Origin of the sequence: Variovorax sp. M-6 (assembly GCF_052114385.1) — a bacterium.
Lineage (GTDB): Bacteria > Pseudomonadota > Gammaproteobacteria > Burkholderiales > Burkholderiaceae_C > Variovorax.
Window position 1 is genome coordinate 160,304 of sequence record NZ_JBFREQ010000010.1, and the last position, 15,139, is coordinate 175,442.

At 70.7% G+C, this 15,139-nt stretch carries 15 protein-coding genes; 7 read left to right on the forward strand and 8 right to left on the reverse strand.

What is annotated here, in order from left to right:
• Genes AB4Z46_RS14120 through AB4Z46_RS14130 form a run of 3 tightly spaced genes read left to right on the forward strand, consistent with a single transcriptional unit; the run spans position 1 to position 2,624 of the window.
• A complete protein-coding gene (locus AB4Z46_RS14120) occupies positions 1-771 on the forward strand; it encodes an ABC transporter ATP-binding protein (RefSeq protein ID WP_442284126.1) in 771 nt (256 codons plus the stop codon).
• On the forward strand, positions 768-1,493 hold the full coding sequence (locus AB4Z46_RS14125) for an ABC transporter ATP-binding protein (protein ID WP_442284127.1): 726 nt from the start codon (positions 768-770) through the stop codon (positions 1,491-1,493). Before AB4Z46_RS14120 ends, AB4Z46_RS14125 begins: the two co-directional genes overlap by 4 nt.
• 27 nt (positions 1,494-1,520) lie before the next feature.
• Entirely contained in the window at positions 1,521-2,624 is a 1,104-nt protein-coding gene (locus AB4Z46_RS14130; protein WP_442284128.1) for an enolase C-terminal domain-like protein, read from the forward strand.
• Here the strand turns inward: AB4Z46_RS14130 and AB4Z46_RS14135 are convergent.
• The 6 genes from AB4Z46_RS14135 to iaaH are packed head-to-tail and all read right to left on the reverse strand — an operon-like array spanning position 2,611 to position 9,520.
• Positions 2,611-3,507 (reverse strand): LysR substrate-binding domain-containing protein, encoded by an 897-nt coding sequence (locus AB4Z46_RS14135; protein ID WP_442284129.1) that lies wholly within the window; start codon positions 3,505-3,507, stop codon positions 2,611-2,613. The two genes, AB4Z46_RS14130 and AB4Z46_RS14135, sit on opposite strands and share 14 nt — an antisense overlap.
• A gap of 43 nt (positions 3,508-3,550) precedes the next feature.
• Entirely contained in the window at positions 3,551-4,246 is a 696-nt protein-coding gene (locus tag AB4Z46_RS14140; protein WP_442284130.1) for an ABC transporter ATP-binding protein, read from the reverse strand.
• Positions 4,247-4,277: 31 nt separating this feature from the next.
• Positions 4,278-6,038 carry a branched-chain amino acid ABC transporter ATP-binding protein/permease gene (locus AB4Z46_RS14145; RefSeq protein WP_442284131.1) on the reverse strand — a complete coding sequence of 587 codons (1,761 nt, stop codon included), beginning with the start codon at positions 6,036-6,038 and terminating at the stop codon, positions 4,278-4,280.
• A 19-nt stretch (positions 6,039-6,057) separates the two neighbouring features.
• Complete coding sequence (locus AB4Z46_RS14150) at positions 6,058-6,912, reverse strand: branched-chain amino acid ABC transporter permease (protein ID WP_442284132.1); 855 nt, start codon at positions 6,910-6,912, stop codon at positions 6,058-6,060.
• A 7-nt stretch (positions 6,913-6,919) separates the two neighbouring features.
• Entirely contained in the window at positions 6,920-8,071 is a 1,152-nt protein-coding gene (locus tag AB4Z46_RS14155; RefSeq protein WP_442284133.1) for a substrate-binding domain-containing protein, read from the reverse strand.
• Positions 8,072-8,110: 39 nt separating this feature from the next.
• Entirely contained in the window at positions 8,111-9,520 is a 1,410-nt protein-coding gene (gene iaaH, locus AB4Z46_RS14160) for an indoleacetamide hydrolase (RefSeq protein WP_442284134.1), read from the reverse strand.
• Between the two features lie 164 nt (positions 9,521-9,684).
• Here iaaH and AB4Z46_RS14165 point away from each other — a divergent pair, with 164 nt between their 5' ends.
• On the forward strand, positions 9,685-10,473 hold the full coding sequence (locus AB4Z46_RS14165; protein WP_442284135.1) for a helix-turn-helix transcriptional regulator: 789 nt from the start codon (positions 9,685-9,687) through the stop codon (positions 10,471-10,473).
• 4 nt (positions 10,474-10,477) lie between these two features.
• On the opposite strand, the gene AB4Z46_RS14170 is transcribed toward AB4Z46_RS14165, so the two are convergent.
• Both AB4Z46_RS14170 and AB4Z46_RS14175 read right to left on the reverse strand, forming a co-directional pair.
• Complete coding sequence (locus AB4Z46_RS14170) at positions 10,478-10,771, reverse strand: hypothetical protein (protein ID WP_442284136.1); 294 nt, start codon at positions 10,769-10,771, stop codon at positions 10,478-10,480.
• Positions 10,772-10,832: 61 nt separating this feature from the next.
• The gene (locus AB4Z46_RS14175; protein WP_442284137.1) at positions 10,833-11,717 is read right to left on the reverse strand and encodes a LysR family transcriptional regulator; all 885 of its coding nucleotides are present in this window, start codon (positions 11,715-11,717) and stop codon (positions 10,833-10,835) included.
• 125 nt (positions 11,718-11,842) lie between these two features.
• Here AB4Z46_RS14175 and AB4Z46_RS14180 point away from each other — a divergent pair, with 125 nt between their 5' ends.
• The 3 genes from AB4Z46_RS14180 to AB4Z46_RS14190 all read left to right on the forward strand — a co-directional run bounded on the left by AB4Z46_RS14180 (position 11,843) and on the right by AB4Z46_RS14190 (position 15,135).
• A complete protein-coding gene (locus tag AB4Z46_RS14180; RefSeq protein WP_442284138.1) occupies positions 11,843-12,820 on the forward strand; it encodes a tripartite tricarboxylate transporter substrate binding protein in 978 nt (325 codons plus the stop codon).
• Between the two features lie 7 nt (positions 12,821-12,827).
• The gene (locus AB4Z46_RS14185; RefSeq protein WP_442284139.1) at positions 12,828-14,003 is read left to right on the forward strand and encodes a M20 aminoacylase family protein; all 1,176 of its coding nucleotides are present in this window, start codon (positions 12,828-12,830) and stop codon (positions 14,001-14,003) included.
• A 262-nt stretch (positions 14,004-14,265) separates the two neighbouring features.
• Entirely contained in the window at positions 14,266-15,135 is an 870-nt protein-coding gene (locus tag AB4Z46_RS14190) for a hypothetical protein (RefSeq protein WP_442284140.1), read from the forward strand.
• Positions 15,136-15,139 lie beyond the last annotated feature (4 nt).

Below are 15,139 nucleotides of genomic sequence, written 5' to 3' on the forward strand. Positions count from 1 at the left end.
ATGCTCGAAGTCAAGAACCTCTCCAAGTCCTTCGGCGGCGTGCACGCGATGCAGGACGTCGGCTTCACGGTGCGCGGCGGCTCGGTGCATTCGGTGATCGGCCCCAACGGCGCCGGCAAGACCACGCTGTTCAACCTGATCAGCGGCGTCTACGAGCCCACGCGCGGCGAGATCCTGCTCGACGGCGAGAACGTCGCCGGCCGCTCGCCCGACCAGCTGGCGCGCCGCGGCATGAGCCGCACCTTCCAGAACCTGCAGGTCTGCATGAACATGACCGCCTGCGAGAACGTCATGCTCGGCGCCCACCTGCATACCCGCAGCTCGCTGCTGGGCGGCATGACCGGTGCCACCCGGCGCGCCGACGCCGCGCTGCGCGAGGAGGCGCTGCGGCTGATCGACTACGTGGGCGTCGGCCACCATGCGCACGCGCATGCCACGCAGCTGTCCTTCGGGCTGCTCAAGCGGCTGGAGATCGCGCGCGCACTGGCCAGCAAGCCGCGCCTGCTGCTGCTGGACGAACCGGCCGCCGGCCTCAACGACACCGAGACCCACGAGATCACCGAACTCATCCGCAGCATCGCGGCCTCGGGGGTCACGGTGCTGCTGGTGGAACACGACATGAAGCTGGTGATGAACATCTCCGACCACATCCTGGTGCTCGACTACGGCCGCAAGCTGGCCGAGGGCACTGCCGCCGAGGTACGGGCCAATCCGCAGGTGATCGCGGCCTATCTGGGCGCCGAGGCGGTGGCCGAGGAGGCCTTGCAATGAGCGCCGAGGACAAGGGCCAGGCCGCCCTCGAGGTGCGCGGCCTCGTCGCCGGCTATGGCCGCATCGAAGCACTGCACGGCATCGACCTGACGGTGGGCCCGGGCCAGCTGGTGGCGCTGGTCGGCGCCAACGGCGCCGGCAAGACGACGCTGCTGCGCGCGGTCTCGGGGCTGATCAAGTCGAGCCAGGGCAGCGTCCGCCTGCTCGGCCGCGACATCGGCCGCGACAGCGCCGATGCGCGCGTCCGGGCCGGGCTGTCGCAGGTGCTCGAAGGGCGGCAGGTCTTCGGCCCGATGTCGGTGCAGGACAACCTGCTGCTCGGCAGCTACACCCGCCCCGCGCGCCGCGAGGAGCGGATGGAGGCGATGTACGCGCTGTTCCCGGTGCTGAAGGAAAAGCGTCTGCTGGCCGCCGGCACGCTCTCGGGCGGCCAGCAGCAGATGCTGGCCATCGCCCGCGCGCTGATGAGCGAACCGAAGGTGCTGCTGCTCGACGAGCCCTCGATGGGGCTGGCGCCGCTGCTGGTGCGCGAGATCTTCGGCGTCATCGCGCGGCTCAAGGCCGAAGGCATCCCGATCCTGCTGGTGGAGCAGAACGCGCATGCCGCGCTGTCGGTGGCCGATGTGGGCTACGTGCTGGAGACCGGCCGCATCGCGCTCGGCGGGCCGGCCGGCGAGTTGCTGCGCGACGAGCGGATCAAGGCCGCGTACCTCGGATTCTGAAGACATTGCGGGACAGGCAGGACACTCGTGAACATCAAGATCGACACCGAAATCCTGATCACCGCGGTGCACGCGCGGGCGGTCAACGTCCCGCTCGAATACCCGGTGCGCACCAGCGTCGGCGTGGTCGCGACCGCACCGCTGGTGCTGATCGACCTGCATGCCAGCGACGGCACGGTCGGCCGCGCCTACCTCTTCACCTACACGCCGCTGGCGCTGGAAGCCACGCGGCAGATGGTGCTGGCGCTCGGCGAGGCGCTCAAGGGCCAGCCGCTGGCGCCCTTCGACCTCGACCGCCTGCTGGCGCAGCGCCTTCGACTGCTGGGCCGCAGCGGCATCGCGCGGATGGCCTGCGCCGGGATCGACATGGCGGCCTGGGATGCGCTGGCCGTGGCGCGCGGCCTGCCGCTGGTGGAACTGCTGGGCGGCAGCCGGCGGCCCATCGCGGCCTACGACAGCCACAGCATGGACGGCGTCGAGCTCGGCCTGCAGCGCGCCGAGCGCGCCGTGTCGCAGGGCTTTCGCGCCCTCAAGACCAAGATCGGCTACGCCACGCTGGCCGAGGACCTGCGCGTGGTGCGCGCGCTGCGCCAGGCGATCGGCGACGACACACAGCTGCTGGTCGACTACAACCAGGGCCTGACCGTGCCCGAGGCGGTGCGCCGCATCCATGTGCTCGAAGGCGAAGGCCTCTCGTGGATCGAGGAGCCCACGCTGCAGGAAGACTACGCAGGCCACGCGCGCATTCGCGAACAGGTGCGCCTGCCGATCCAGATGGGCGAGAACTGGTGCGGACCCGACGAGATGGCCAAGGCGCTCGAAGCCGGCGCCTGCGACCTCGTGATGCCCGACGCGATGAAGATCGGCGGCGTGACCGGCTGGCTGCGCGCCGCCGCCCTGGCGCAGGCGCACGGGCTGCCGATGTCCAGCCACATCTTCCAGGAGGTCAGCGTGCACCTGCTGGCGGTCACGCCGACCTGTCATCTGCTGGAACGCATGGACCTCGCCGGCCCGGTGCTGGCCGAGCCGCTGGCGTTCGAGAACGGTGCGGCAACCGCACCGCCGCTGCCGGGCACCGGCCTGGCCTGGAACGAGGACGCGGTGCGACGCTTCGCAGTCAGAGCTTGCTGAGGGTCTGAACGACCTCATCGATCAGCCAGCGGTGCGCGGCACCATACTCGTGGCGCGCATGCCAGTGCGCCTGGACCTGGAAGTCCGGCAGCGCGACCGGCAGCTCGAGCGCCTTCAGGCCGCCCTGCACGACGTAGAGCTTGGCCACCCGCGAGGGCAGCAGCACCAGCAGGTCGCTCTGCGACAGCAGCTGCGGCAGCACCGTGAACTGCGGCACCCGGGCGACGATGTTGCGATTGACGCCACGCTGGGCCAGGGCCTCCTCGACCAGGAAGTGGCCGGTGCGCGGCGACGAAACCATGACATGGCGCGCCGCGGCGAACTCCTTCAGGCTCATCGCGTCGCCGATGGTGGGATGGGTGGCCGACATCAGGCAGACGTAGTGCTCGCGGAACAGCAGCGCGCTTCGCATCGTCGGCGCCAGGGCCGGGATGTGGCCGATCGCGAGGTCCAGCCGGCCGGCGGCCAGGTCTTCGCCCACATCGTCGGAAATCTGGACGACGTCGATCTCGATGCGCGGCGCCGACTCCTGGAACCGCCGCAGCAGCGGCGGGACGAAATAGAGCACGCCGATGTCGGACATCGCGAGGCGAAAGCGCCGGGTCGACAGCGCGGGGTCGAACAGGCTCTGCTGCGCCAGCGTGCTCTCGACGGTGGCGAGGGCATCCCTGAAGCGCTCGAACAGCTGCTCGGCCAGGCCGGTCGGCACCAGACCGGCGCCGCTGCGCGAGAACAGGCGGTCGGCATACACCTGCCGCATCTTTGCCAGGCCGTAGCTGATCGTCGGCTGGGTGACGTCGAGCCGTTCGGCCGCCTGCGTGACGCTGCGGGTCTCGTAGATCGCGACGAAGACGCGGATGAGGTTGAGGTCCAGGTGATTCATGTCTCTTGTTTCTTCGCCGGGCGGCTCGGCGTGTCGGGAGGCATCACACCATCAGATGCGCCTCCAGCGCCTCGCGCCCGAATTCCGCCGCCTCCCCCTTCAACAGGCATTCGCCATGGTCGATGGCCATCAGGTCGTCCGCCACCGCGAGCAGGAACTCCAGATTCTGCTCGACGATCACGAACGACGCGCCTTGCGCCTTGCGGGCCCGCACCAGGGCAACCATGCGCTCGATGTTCTCGGGCTGCACGCCCTCGGTCGGCTCGTCGAGGATGCTGAGCGCCGCGCGCAGGCCCAGGGTGCGCGTGAAGGACAGCAGCTTTCGCTCGCCGCCGCTCAGCGAACCGGCGCGCTGCGACGTCCGCTCGACCAGGCGCGGAAACAGCGCGAGGCAGGCGGCGTAGCGGTCCGGGTCGCGGTCGTCCAGGTGCAGCCAGAGATTCTCCTGCACGCTCAGATCGCCGAAGACCACGTCCTCCTGCGGTGCGTAGGCCATGCCGAGCGCCAGGCGCTGGTGCGGCAGCGCGCGCGCGAGATCGCGTCCGCCCAGCGTCACCGCGCCCTCGCGCAGCGGCAGGAAGCCGGTCAGCGCGCGCATCAGCGTGGTCTTTCCGACGCCGTTGCGGCCCAGCACGCCGAGCACGCGGCCGGGGCCCACGGCGCCGCTCAGGCCGCGCAGCACCATGGTGTCGCCGTAGCCGCAGACCAGGTCGTCGAACTTCAGAAGAGCGGTGCTCATTTCAGCCCCCGCGCTCGGCGCTTTGCGGCGCTCATTTCCGCGCTCCCGCATAGACCGCACGCACCGCGGGATCGGCCTGGATCTGCGCCAGCGTGCCCTGGGCCAGCAGCCGGCCCTGGTGCAGCACGTAGACGTCGCCGCCGATCGCGGCCACGGCGCTGATGTCGTGCTCGATCACCAGCGCCGCCGCGCCCAGGCGGCCGATGACGGTCTTGATGGCCTCGATCATGTGGTGGGTCTCGGAGGGCGACAGGCCGGCGCAGGGCTCGTCCAGCAGCACCAGCCGCGGTTGCGGCAGCACCGTCATCACGAACTCGAGGGCCTGGCGATGCCCCTGGGAGAGGCTTCCGGCCCGGGCCTCGAGCTGCTCGCGCAGCGCGGGAAACAGATCGAGCAGTTCGTCTCGCAGCTCGCTGCGCCACCCCAGCGGCGCACGCGTCAGCGATGCCATTGCACCGAGGCGTCCGGCCCACAGCGCCACGTCCAGGTTCTGGCTCACGCTGAGGTCGGAGAACACCGAGGGGATCTGGAGCTTGCGCCCGACCCCGCGCCGCGCCACGCGCCAGGCGGTCGCGCCCGAGATGTCGGCGCCGTCCAGCACGATGCGGCCGGTGCGCAGCGGCAGCCGTCCGGTCATGACGTTGAAGGCCGACGTCTTGCCGGCGCCGTTGGGGCCGATGACGCAGCGCAGTCCGGGCCCCTGCAGGGCCAGCGCCAGGCCGTCGAGGATGCGAACACCCCCCTGGGCGGAATGGACCTGCTCGAAGGCGAGGCCGATGCCCTCTACCTGGCGGCGCATCACCGGCGCGGGCGTCGACGGCACGCGGGGGCCCCCCCCGGACTCGCGCCGCAGCAGCCGGTGTCCCAGCCCGGCCAAGCCCTCGGGCAGGAAGCGCACCACCGCGATGAAGATCGCGCCCACCAACACCTCCCAATAGGCGAAATGGTCGCGCAGCTCGGAGGATGCATAGCCGACGAACACCGCCCCGAGCAGCGCGCCCAGCGGGCTGGCCTTGCCGCCGACCGCGGCCCAGATCACGAACTCGGTCGACAGCACGAAGCCCATCGTGAGCGGCGTGACGATGCCCTGGTGCAGCGCGAACAGCGCCCCCGCGACGGCGGCCAGCAGTGCCGAGAAGGCATAGGCGAAGGCCTTGATGCGGTCGGTGGCGTAGCCGAACAGCTGCAGCCGGTCTTCGTTCTGCGCCACCGCGCTCCACAGCAGGCCCAGCGGCCGCCGCAGCACCACGCCGAGCAAGGCGGTGCTGCCGACCGCGCAGGCCGCCACCACCCAATAGAACCCGCTGTAGCGCTCGATGCCCGACAGCTCGGGAATGTCGGCCATGCCGTTGAAGCCGCCGGTGACCGCGCTCCACTGCTGCGCCGCGAGGAAGCCGAGCATCGTCATCGCCAGCGTGATCAGCGAGAAGAAGGGCCCGCTGCGATGACTGCGCGCGAACACCAGCCGCGCCGCCACATAGGCCACGGCGGCCGGCAGCAGCAGCGCCAGCGGCAGCGCGGCGTACCAGGCCGGTTGCTGCTGCGCCGCCTTCAGCGTGCCGCCCGCCAGGTAGGCGCCGAGACCGAAGAACAGCGCGTGCCCCAGCGGCAGGAAGCCCAGCCGGCCCCAGCACAGGGCCACGCCCTGGGTCGCGATGCCGTAGACCAGGAACAGCGCGATCTGGTAGGCCACGAAGTCGTTGGTGAAAAAAGGCAGCGCCACCAGGGCGGCGCCCAGCCACAGCGCTTCCGCGCCCGGCAGCCGCCATCGGCGGAGGCGGAGGCGGCGCACGGCCGCGGGAGGCGGGAGGTCAGCGGCGTCCAAGGAGTCCATTCGGCTTCAGCCAGAGAAAGAGGATCGAGAGAATCAGCACCACCGCGTAGCCGCTGGTCTGGCCCGCGATGCTGCTGACCACCGACTGGGTGCCGCCGATCAGGCCGACGCCGCCGGCGAAGCCGCCCAGCGTTCCGAGCCCGCCGACCACCAGCACGAAGAAGGAGTCGAGCAGGTAATCGACGCCGATGCCCGGCTCGATGCGCACCAGCGGCGCCAGCAGCACGCCCGCCGCGCCCGCCAGCACCACGCCGATCACGAAGGTCTGCGAGGCCAGGCGGCGGGTGTCGATGCCCAGCGCCTGCGCCAGCAAGGGGTTGCCGGTCATCGCGCGCACGCGCAGGCCCATGACGCTGCGGCGGTACCAGAAGGCCAGCGCGACCATCAGCAGGATCGCGAAGGCGATCAGCGCCAGCCGGTATCCGGGGTACTGGATGCCGGCCAGCGTGACCGGCGTCGCCAGGCTGCTCTCGACATTGCGGTAGCCGCGCCCGTAGACCGCCTCGACCAGCTTGCGCAGCACCATCGCCAGGCCCCAGGTGGCCAGCAGCGTGTCGAAGGGCCGGGCATAGAGCGGACGGATCAGCCAGCGCTCCACCACGTAGCCCAGCAGCGCGCAGACCACGATCGCCAGCGGCATCGCGGTGGCGATCGGCCAGCCCCAGGCCTGCACGGTCACGACCGCGTAGGCGCCCAGCATCACGAACTCGCCGTGCGCCATGTTCATGACGCCGAGCAGGCCGAAGACCACCGCGAGGCCGAGCGTGGTCAGGCCCAGCGTCGTGAGCTCGTAGGCGAGGTTCAGCGCATGCAGCAGCCAGCTCGTGTCCATCGCGGTCTCAGACCTTGCAGGTCTGGCCCGACGCGATGCGCGGGAAGGTCTTGACGACCTTGAAACCCTTGTCGTCGACATCGGCCAGGTAGATGTCCTGTTCCACATGGCGCGCGTGCATGGTGACCGCGCCGCGCGGGCCGTTGTAGCTCGCGCCCTCGCTGGCCGGGTCCATCTTCGCGACCTCGAGCGACTTGGCCTTGGTGGCGATCGCGTCCAGCATCAGGAAGCCCTCGTAGACCGATTCGGCCAGGCCGTTGAGCGCCGGCGCCTGGGCGCCGAATTTCTTGAAGTAGGCCTCGGAGAAGGCCTTCGCCGCCGGCGTCTGGATGTTCGCGAAGTAGCCCGCGCTCGAATAGAGATTGCGCGCGTTCGCCACGCCGATGCCCGCCAGCGTGTTCTCCTCCAACAGGGTGCCCAGGCGGATCGCCTTGTCGGCCAGGCCGAAGCTGGCGAAGGCCTTGTTGAAGCTCACGGCGGAGCCGCCGACCAGCGACACCAGCACCGCGTCGGCGCCGCTGTCGCGGATGCGGGCCAGGCTCGAGTCGAAGTTGTCGACCGTGAACGGCAGGTACTCGTCGCCGACCACCTGGGCGCCGGTCTTGCCGATGTAGTCCTTGGCCGCGGCGTTGGTGTTGCGGCCCCAGACGTAGTCGTTGCCGATCAGGTACCACTTCCTGGGCTTGCGCTCCGCGGCCAGCCAGGGGATCACGGGCGCCAGCTGCTGCGCCGGGGTCTCTCCGTTGACGTAGGTGCCCCGCGCGCATTCGCCGCCTTCGTAGACCGGGGTGTAGAAGTACGGCACCTGGCCCTTGAACAGGCCCACCAGCGCGCCGCGCACCGCGCTGTCGTGCATGCCGATCACCACCTGCGCGCCCGAGCCCTTCCAGAGCTTGAGCGCGGTCTGCGAGGCTTCGGCGGGCGGCAGGCCGGCATCGCCGACCAGGAGGTTGATGTTGCGGCCCAGCACGCCGCCGCGGCCGTTGAGCGTCTGCACGGCCAGTTCGGCGCAGGCCTTGGCCGATGGACCGAACAGCCCCGCGGGCCCGCTCAGCGGCAGCATCACGGCCACGTTCAGCGGCGCGGCGGCGCGCACGGCCGATGTGCCGAGCGCGGCAGCCGCCGCTGCGGCGCCATGAAGGAAAGTACGACGGTCCATGGAATCTCCTCTGTTGTGATCAAGGGGCTGGCGGCGCCTTCAGCGCTGCCAGGGGGCGGAATGCACGGCCGGCAGGACCGACTCGATCGCCGCGGCCAGCGCCAGCAGGCGGCGGTCGCTGCCGGCCGGTCCATCGAGGCCGAGGCCGACCGGCAGGCCCGCGGCCAGGCCGGCCGGCAAGCTGATGCCCGGGATGCCGGCGTTGCTGCCCGGGTCGGTGTTGCGGATGAAGGTCGGGAAGGTCGGGCAGGGCCGGCCGTTCAGCAGCACCGTCTCGTCGTGGCCCACCGGCGCCGCGGTCAACGGCGTGGTCGGCATCAGCAGCGCCTGCACGCCCGAGGCCGCAAAGGTCTCGGCGTAGAGCGCCTGCAGCTTGCGGCGCACCTGCAGCGCCTCCTGGTAGGCGGCCTCGGGCACCGCGCCCTCGCCCAGCAGCGGGCGCGCGATGGCCGCGACATCGGGGCTGCCGATGCCCTCGACCAGGCGCCTGAAATCGATGCCGCGCTCGGCGTCGCGCAGGTACGCGCTCATGTCGCGCACGAATTCGTACAGCGCGATCGGGAAGCCGGCTGCCGCATCGAGCTCGAACACCCCCGGCAGCGAGACGTCGACGATCTGCGCGCCCGCGGCGCGCAGGCGTTCGATCGCGGCCTCGGCCACCTCCCGCACGCCACCCTCGAGGTCTTCCCAGAACGGCGCCCGCGCAAGGCCCAGGCGGACGCCCGCGAGCGACACCGCGCCGGGCGGCCCGGCATCGCCTCCGGCGAGCACGCTGTCCAGCAGCGCGCAATCCTCGACGCTGCGGGCGATCGGGCCCGCCGTGTCGCGGGTGGTGGAGATCGGGGCGATGCCCTGGCCGGACACGCGTCCCACCGTCGGCCGCAGGCCGACCACGCCGCACAGCGCCGCCGGGACCCGCACCGAGCCGCCGGTGTCGGTGCCGATCGCCGCGGGCACCAGGCCGGCCGCCACCACCACGCCGCAGCCACCGCTGCTGCCGCCCGGGATCCGCGTCGGGTCCCAGGGATTGCGGGCCGCGCCCGTGACCTGGTTGTTGTTGGTGATGCCGAAGGCCAGTTCATGCATGTTGGCCTTGCCCGCGATCAGCGCACCGGCAGCGCGCAGGCGGCGCACCACCTCGGCGTCCCGGGCCGGGTGCAGGCCCTGCAGCGCGCCGGTGCCGGCGGCGCTCGGCAGCCCCGCGGCGTCGATGTTGTCCTTGAGCGCCACCGGCACGCCGAGCAGCGGCAGGTCCTCGCCGGCCGCAATGCGGGCATCCGCCGCCCGGGCCTGGGCGCGCAGCGCCTCGGGATCGAAGGCCACGTAGCCTCCGAGCCCGGCATGGGCCTGCGTGCGGGCGATCAGCGCGTCGGCGACGGCGGCGCTCGTGACGGCACGCCGCTGGAGTTGGCGCCGCAGTTCGGCGACGCCGAGTTGTGTGAGGTTCATGGCCTGCTCCTTGTCGTTCAAGCGAATCGTAGGAATCGAAAGGAGGCCGCACACCTATCACGATTGATAGGGGGCCTACGGGTCGGCACCGATTTACCGGCCGGCGCTGCGACGGCTAGCATCGTCCTTCCATCCGCTTCGCACGGTCCTTGCTTTACCCCTCCATGTATCTCGCCACGGCCCAGACCCGCGCACTCGGTGATGTCATGCGCCTGCTGGCCGAGGCCAGCGACGCGGATTCGTTGCGCGGCGACCTCGCCCTGCCGATGCTCGACCTGCTGCGGGCCGACACCTACGTCTCCTTCACCTGGGACAAGATCGCCCGGCGCTTCGACCGCGTGAAGGCGCTGAACATGTCGATCGAGAACCTGCGCAGCTGGGACGAGTACTACCGTTTCGTCGACCCGCTCACCTTCCCGATGATGGAGCGGCGCCATCCCACGCTGGCAACCCAGATCCTCTGCCAGAGCGACCTTTCGCGCACCGAATTCTTCAACGATTTCCTGGCCCGCGACCACATGCACTGGGGCGTCAACGTCTATGTCTTCGCGCATGGCGAATGCACCGGCGACATGCGGATCTGGCGGCGCCGGGAGCGCGGCAACTTCGACGCCAACGAGATCGAGGCGCTGCGCCTGGTCGAGCCCGCCTTCGCCGCCGCGCTGGCGCGCTTCCAGTGGGAGGCCGAGCCGCTGCTGTCGGCGCCCGCGCGCGAGAGCGTGACCGAGCTGCTGCAGCGCCGCTCGGCGCTGAGCCAGCGAGAGGCCGAGGCGGCCTCGCTGGTGCTTTCGGGCTGCCCCGACAAGCTGATCGCCAAGCGCATGGCGGTGGGCCTGCCCACGGTGCGCTTCCACCTCGCCAACGCGTTTCGCAAGCTGCGGGTCGAGAACCGGACTCAGCTCGCGGCCCGGGCCCAGGCGCTGGTCAACGAGCCGATCGCGGCGCCGAACTGAATCGCTAGCGACGGGCCCTGGAGGCGCGTCCCTCCCAGGCGAACGAAACCCCGACCAGCAGGGCCACCCAGACGACACCCGAGAACAGCGCGCCGCCCCAGTGCGTGCCGCTGTTGCAGTCCAGCTCGAAGTAGCGCCAGAGCGCGCTGTTGCCCTCGGGAACCAGCAGCGCCAGCTTGGACGGCAGAAAATAGACGAACTCCAGCCATGCCATCAGGTCCGAGAACGTGAACCGCCCGCCCGAACCCAGCTCGGCCGCCACCTCCAGGCGCTTGCACTGGTCAATGAATATCGCCACTTGATCCCTCCGAGCGCTGAACGCAGCGCAGGCCGATTCTGACCTGAGCAAGACACGGCGTTCAGTCGTGCATCAGGTCCTCCATCAGCTCGCGAACGATCGACAGCCCGGGCGCGGGCGTGCGCCGGCGCAGGGTGACCAGGCCGAAACGGGCGCTGCGTTCCATCGGCGGCTTCATCTTCAGCTCGACCAGGTCGGGCGCCGCCGCGCGGATCGCCAGCAGCACGGCGTCGCTGCGGCGCGCCACCTCGACCAGGCTCGCGACCTCCTCGCACTGCAGCGTCACGCACTGCGCCGGATGCGCCTCGGGCCCGTAGGTCTCGATCAGGCTGCGGGCCACCTCGTCGCTGAGCGGCGTCGAGGCGATCGGGTAGCGCTGCACGGCCGCGAAGCTCACGCCGCCGCGGCTGCGCGCCAGCGGGTGGCCGCGCCGGCACATGAAGACGCCGCGCATCTCGCGCAGCATGCCGACTTCGAGATCGGCGCCGGGCGCCAGCGAGCGCGCATCGAGCACCAGCGCATCGAGCGTCCGCGCCCGCAAGGCCTGCGTCAGCATCTCCGTGCCGCCGCGCGCCACCACCACGCGCACCTTCGGATGGCGGGTCGCCATGTGCATCAGCAGCGGCGTCATCAGCATGGCGCCCGGGCCGGAGCCCATGCCGATGCGGATGGCGCCGCCCTGCCCCTCGCGCATCTGCCGGCCGCTGTCGCGCAGCTCGCCGGCCTCGAACACCAGTTGCCGCGCGCGCTCCACCACGTCGCGTCCGAAAGGCGTGAGCTCGCTGCGGCGCCCGACCCGGTCGAACAGCGGCATGCCGAGCTCGTCCTCGAGGGCGCGGATGCTGCGGCTGAAGGCCGGCTGCGTGATGCACATCGCCTGCGCCGACTTGCTGAAGGACCCGCTTTCGGCCAGCGCGATCAGGTGCCTGAGTTGAACCAGCGTCATGCGGGAGGCCTCGGAGATCCATGCATTGAAGTAATCGTTTGGCTGACAACAATGCATTGGATGTTCTCACGCGGCGCTCCTACGATGCAAGCGCATCCCGCCCACAGCCCATCGCCAGGAGCCCCATGAAGACCTTCTTCCAACGTTCGATCGCCGGCCTGTTGCTGCTGGCCGCCGGCGCCGCGTTCGCCCAGACCTACCCGAGCAAGCCCGTGAACCTCATGGTGCCGTACCCCGCCGGCGGCCCCTCGGATGCCGCGGCGCGCATCTTCACGGTGCCGCTGGGCAAGGAGCTCGGCCAGCAGGTGATCGTCGAGAACCTCGGCGGCGTCGCCGGCGCGCTGGCGGCGCAGAAGGTGCTGGCGGCGCCCGCCGACGGCCACTACCTGTTCCAGGGCTCGCCCAACGAGGTGATCCTCGCGCCGCTGGCCAACGCCGCGGTGAAGCTCAAGGCCGAGGATTTCCGGCTGGTCCATCCGGTGACCGATGCGGTGATGGTGGTGGTGGCCCGCAAGGAACTGCCCGCCAACAACATCGACGAACTGATCGCGCTGGCACGCAAGTCGGGCGACAAGCCGCTGACCTACGGCAGCGTGGGCATCGGCTCGCTCTACCACCTGATCCTGGAAGACGTGCAGCATCGCACCGGCATCCGGCTGATCCACGCACCGTACAAGGGCAACGCGCCGCTGCTGCAGGACATCGGCGGCGGCCAGGTCGACTTCGCGGTGCTGGTGTACAGCGCCGGCATGGGCGCGATGGCCGACCAGGGTCGGCTGAAGGTGATCGGCCAGCTCGGCGCCCAGCGCTCCGAACTGCTGAAGAACGTGCCGACCGTCAGCGAAGGCAAGGAACTGAAGGATTTCTCGTTCCAGATCTGGAGCGGCTTCATGGTGCCGAAGAACACGCCCGAAGACGTCGTTCAGCGCCTGCACAAGGCGATCGGCGCGACCTTGAAGGACCCCGGCGTGCGCTCGAAACTGGCGGCACAGACGCAGCTGGCGGCGCCGCCGATGACCCTGGCCGAGTCGGCGAAGTTCTACGAGAACGAGACGGCGCGCTATCGGGCGATCGCCAAGTCGATCAACCTGCAACCGCAATAGGGACACCATGAGCGCACTCCTCGATCAACTGCACCGGCAGTCCGATGAATTCATCGGCCTCAGGCGCGACATCCACCACCACCCCGAACTCGCCTTCGACGAGCACCGGACCTCGGCCCTGGTGGCCGAGAAGCTGCAGGCCTGGGGCTACGAGGTCGAGCGCGGCCTCGGCGGCACCGGCGTGGTGGGCCGGCTGGTGCGCGGCAACGGCCAGCGCCGGCTCGGCCTGCGCGCCGACATGGACGCACTGCCGATCGACGAGGCCACGGGCCTGGACTACGCCAGCCGCAATGCCGGCGTGATGCACGCCTGCGGCCACGACGGCCACACGGCGATGCTGCTGGCGGCGGCCCGCCACCTGGCCGAGCAGGGCCGCTACTCGGGCACGCTGAACCTGATCTTCCAGCCGGCCGAGGAAGGCGGCGGCGGCGCGGTCAGGATGATGGACGACGGTCTGTTCGACAAGTACCCGTGCGACGCGATCTTCGCGATGCACAACATGCCCGGCGTCCCGCAAGGCCGCCTGGTGCTGCGCGAGGGCCCGACGATGGCCTCGTCCGACTACGCCACGGTCACCCTGACCGGTGTCGGCGGCCACGGCGCCATGCCGCACCGCGCCGCCGACCCGGTCGTGGCCGCGGCCAGCATCGTGATGGCGCTGCAGACCGTGGTGTCGCGCAACATCGACCCGCTGCAGATGGCGGTGGTCACTGTGGGCGCGCTGCATGCCGGCAAGGCCAACAACGTGATTCCGCAACAGGCGACACTGGAGATCAGCATTCGCGCGCTCGACCGCGACGTGCGCGCCACGCTCGAGCGGCGCGTGAAGGCGCTGATCGCCGCCCAGGCCGAGAGCTTCGGCGTCACGGCGCGCGTGGACTGGCGGCCGGGCTACGCGGTGCTGGTCAACACGCCCGAAGAAACCGCCTTCGCGCGCGAGGTGGCGCTCGAACTGGTCGGCGCCGACCGCGTCACGCTGCAGGGTCCGGCCTTGCCCGGCAGCGAAGACTTCGCCTTCATGCTCGAGCGGCTGCCGGGCAGCTACCTGTTCATCGGCAACGGCGACGGCGACAGTGCCGGCGCCTGCATGGTGCACAACCCGGGCTACGACTTCAACGACGACAACGTGGCGATCGGCTCGGCCTACTGGGCACTGCTGACGGAGCGCTTCCTGGCCGCCTGAGGCACCGGCACCTCACGCGCCGGTACAATGGCGGCCTCCCTGGTCCCGCCCATGCCGAACGTTTCGCACGCCCACCGCCGCAGCCATGCCCCGCATGGCGCAACGGCGCGCGCGTGCACGGCCTGCGGTTCGACCGCCCTGCTTTCCCACGCCGTGCGGGGAAAGCAGGAAGCAACCACTTCCTGATCTCCCCCGCACGGCCGCCTGCACGCCTGCGCCGCGAAGGTTCGCGGCGTTCACCTTTGCACGCCCGGGAAACGTCATGGAACTCACCAAGAATTTCGTCAAGGCCAAGCGCCCCTGCGCCGACGGCTACCGCTGGTTCATCCGCCACGGACAGGACAACACGGACTACCAGCATCTGCTCGATGCCCTGGTCGCGGACGGCCGCATCGACGACGCCTGCTGGCTGCTGACGCAGTTCGGCCCGACCGACGCCGTGCTGGCGCTCGACGCCCTCGAGGCCGATGCGATCGTCTTCGCGGGCTCGCTGCAGGTGCGCACCGGCATCGATGTCGCAGGCATCGTGCGCGCCGGCCGCCTGATCCGCGCCGGCGGCGGCATCCGGGCCGGCGGTGCGATCGTCGCCGGCGAGGACATCGAGTCCGGCGCCGGCATCTTCGGCGGCGCCGCGCTCGATGCTGGCGGCCACATCAAGGCCGCCTGGGGCGTCGAAGCCGAAGGCGCGATCCGGTGCGGCGGCAACCTTCGCGCCGGCTGGGACCTGCGCGGGGCCGATGCCGTCGAGATCGCGGGCAGCGCGCTGATCGGGCAGGACCTGATCGCGCAAGGCGCGCTGCGCTGCGGCAAGGGCATCCGCGCCGGCGGCGTCATCGACGGCCGCGAGACGGTGCGCGCCGGCCACGGCATCGAGGCCGGTGGCTCGATCGACTGCGGGCGCCACCTGGAGGCGGGCTGGGGCATCCGCTCGCGCGGCGCGATCGTCGCCGAGGGCGCGATCAAGGCCGGCGAAAGCCTGCATGCGGAGGAAGAGATTCGCGCCGGCGCGGGCTACGGGATCTTCGCGGGCCTCGATGTGAGGGTCGACGCCTGGGAGGCCAGCGCGAAGGTGTTTGCCGGCGCGAAGCCCGAAGGGCTCATGAGCGGGTGGTGGGAGGGGTCGGCCGCGTAGCCTT

Coding starts and splice junctions, on each gene's coding strand:
- AB4Z46_RS14120 (WP_442284126.1), top strand. CDS start 1: ATGCTCGAAGTCAAGAACCTCTCCAAGTCCTTCGGCGGCGTGCACGCG.
- AB4Z46_RS14125 (WP_442284127.1), top strand. CDS start 768: ATGAGCGCCGAGGACAAGGGCCAGGCCGCCCTCGAGGTGCGCGGCCTC.
- AB4Z46_RS14135 (WP_442284129.1), bottom strand. CDS start 3,507: ATGAATCACCTGGACCTCAACCTCATCCGCGTCTTCGTCGCGATCTAC.
- AB4Z46_RS14140 (WP_442284130.1), bottom strand. CDS start 4,246: ATGAGCACCGCTCTTCTGAAGTTCGACGACCTGGTCTGCGGCTACGGC.
- AB4Z46_RS14150 (WP_442284132.1), bottom strand. CDS start 6,912: ATGGACACGAGCTGGCTGCTGCATGCGCTGAACCTCGCCTACGAGCTC.
- AB4Z46_RS14155 (WP_442284133.1), bottom strand. CDS start 8,071: ATGGACCGTCGTACTTTCCTTCATGGCGCCGCAGCGGCGGCTGCCGCG.
- iaaH (WP_442284134.1), bottom strand. CDS start 9,520: ATGAACCTCACACAACTCGGCGTCGCCGAACTGCGGCGCCAACTCCAG.
- AB4Z46_RS14165 (WP_442284135.1), top strand. CDS start 9,685: ATGTATCTCGCCACGGCCCAGACCCGCGCACTCGGTGATGTCATGCGC.
- AB4Z46_RS14175 (WP_442284137.1), bottom strand. CDS start 11,717: ATGACGCTGGTTCAACTCAGGCACCTGATCGCGCTGGCCGAAAGCGGG.
- AB4Z46_RS14180 (WP_442284138.1), top strand. CDS start 11,843: ATGAAGACCTTCTTCCAACGTTCGATCGCCGGCCTGTTGCTGCTGGCC.
- AB4Z46_RS14185 (WP_442284139.1), top strand. CDS start 12,828: ATGAGCGCACTCCTCGATCAACTGCACCGGCAGTCCGATGAATTCATC.
- AB4Z46_RS14190 (WP_442284140.1), top strand. CDS start 14,266: ATGGAACTCACCAAGAATTTCGTCAAGGCCAAGCGCCCCTGCGCCGAC.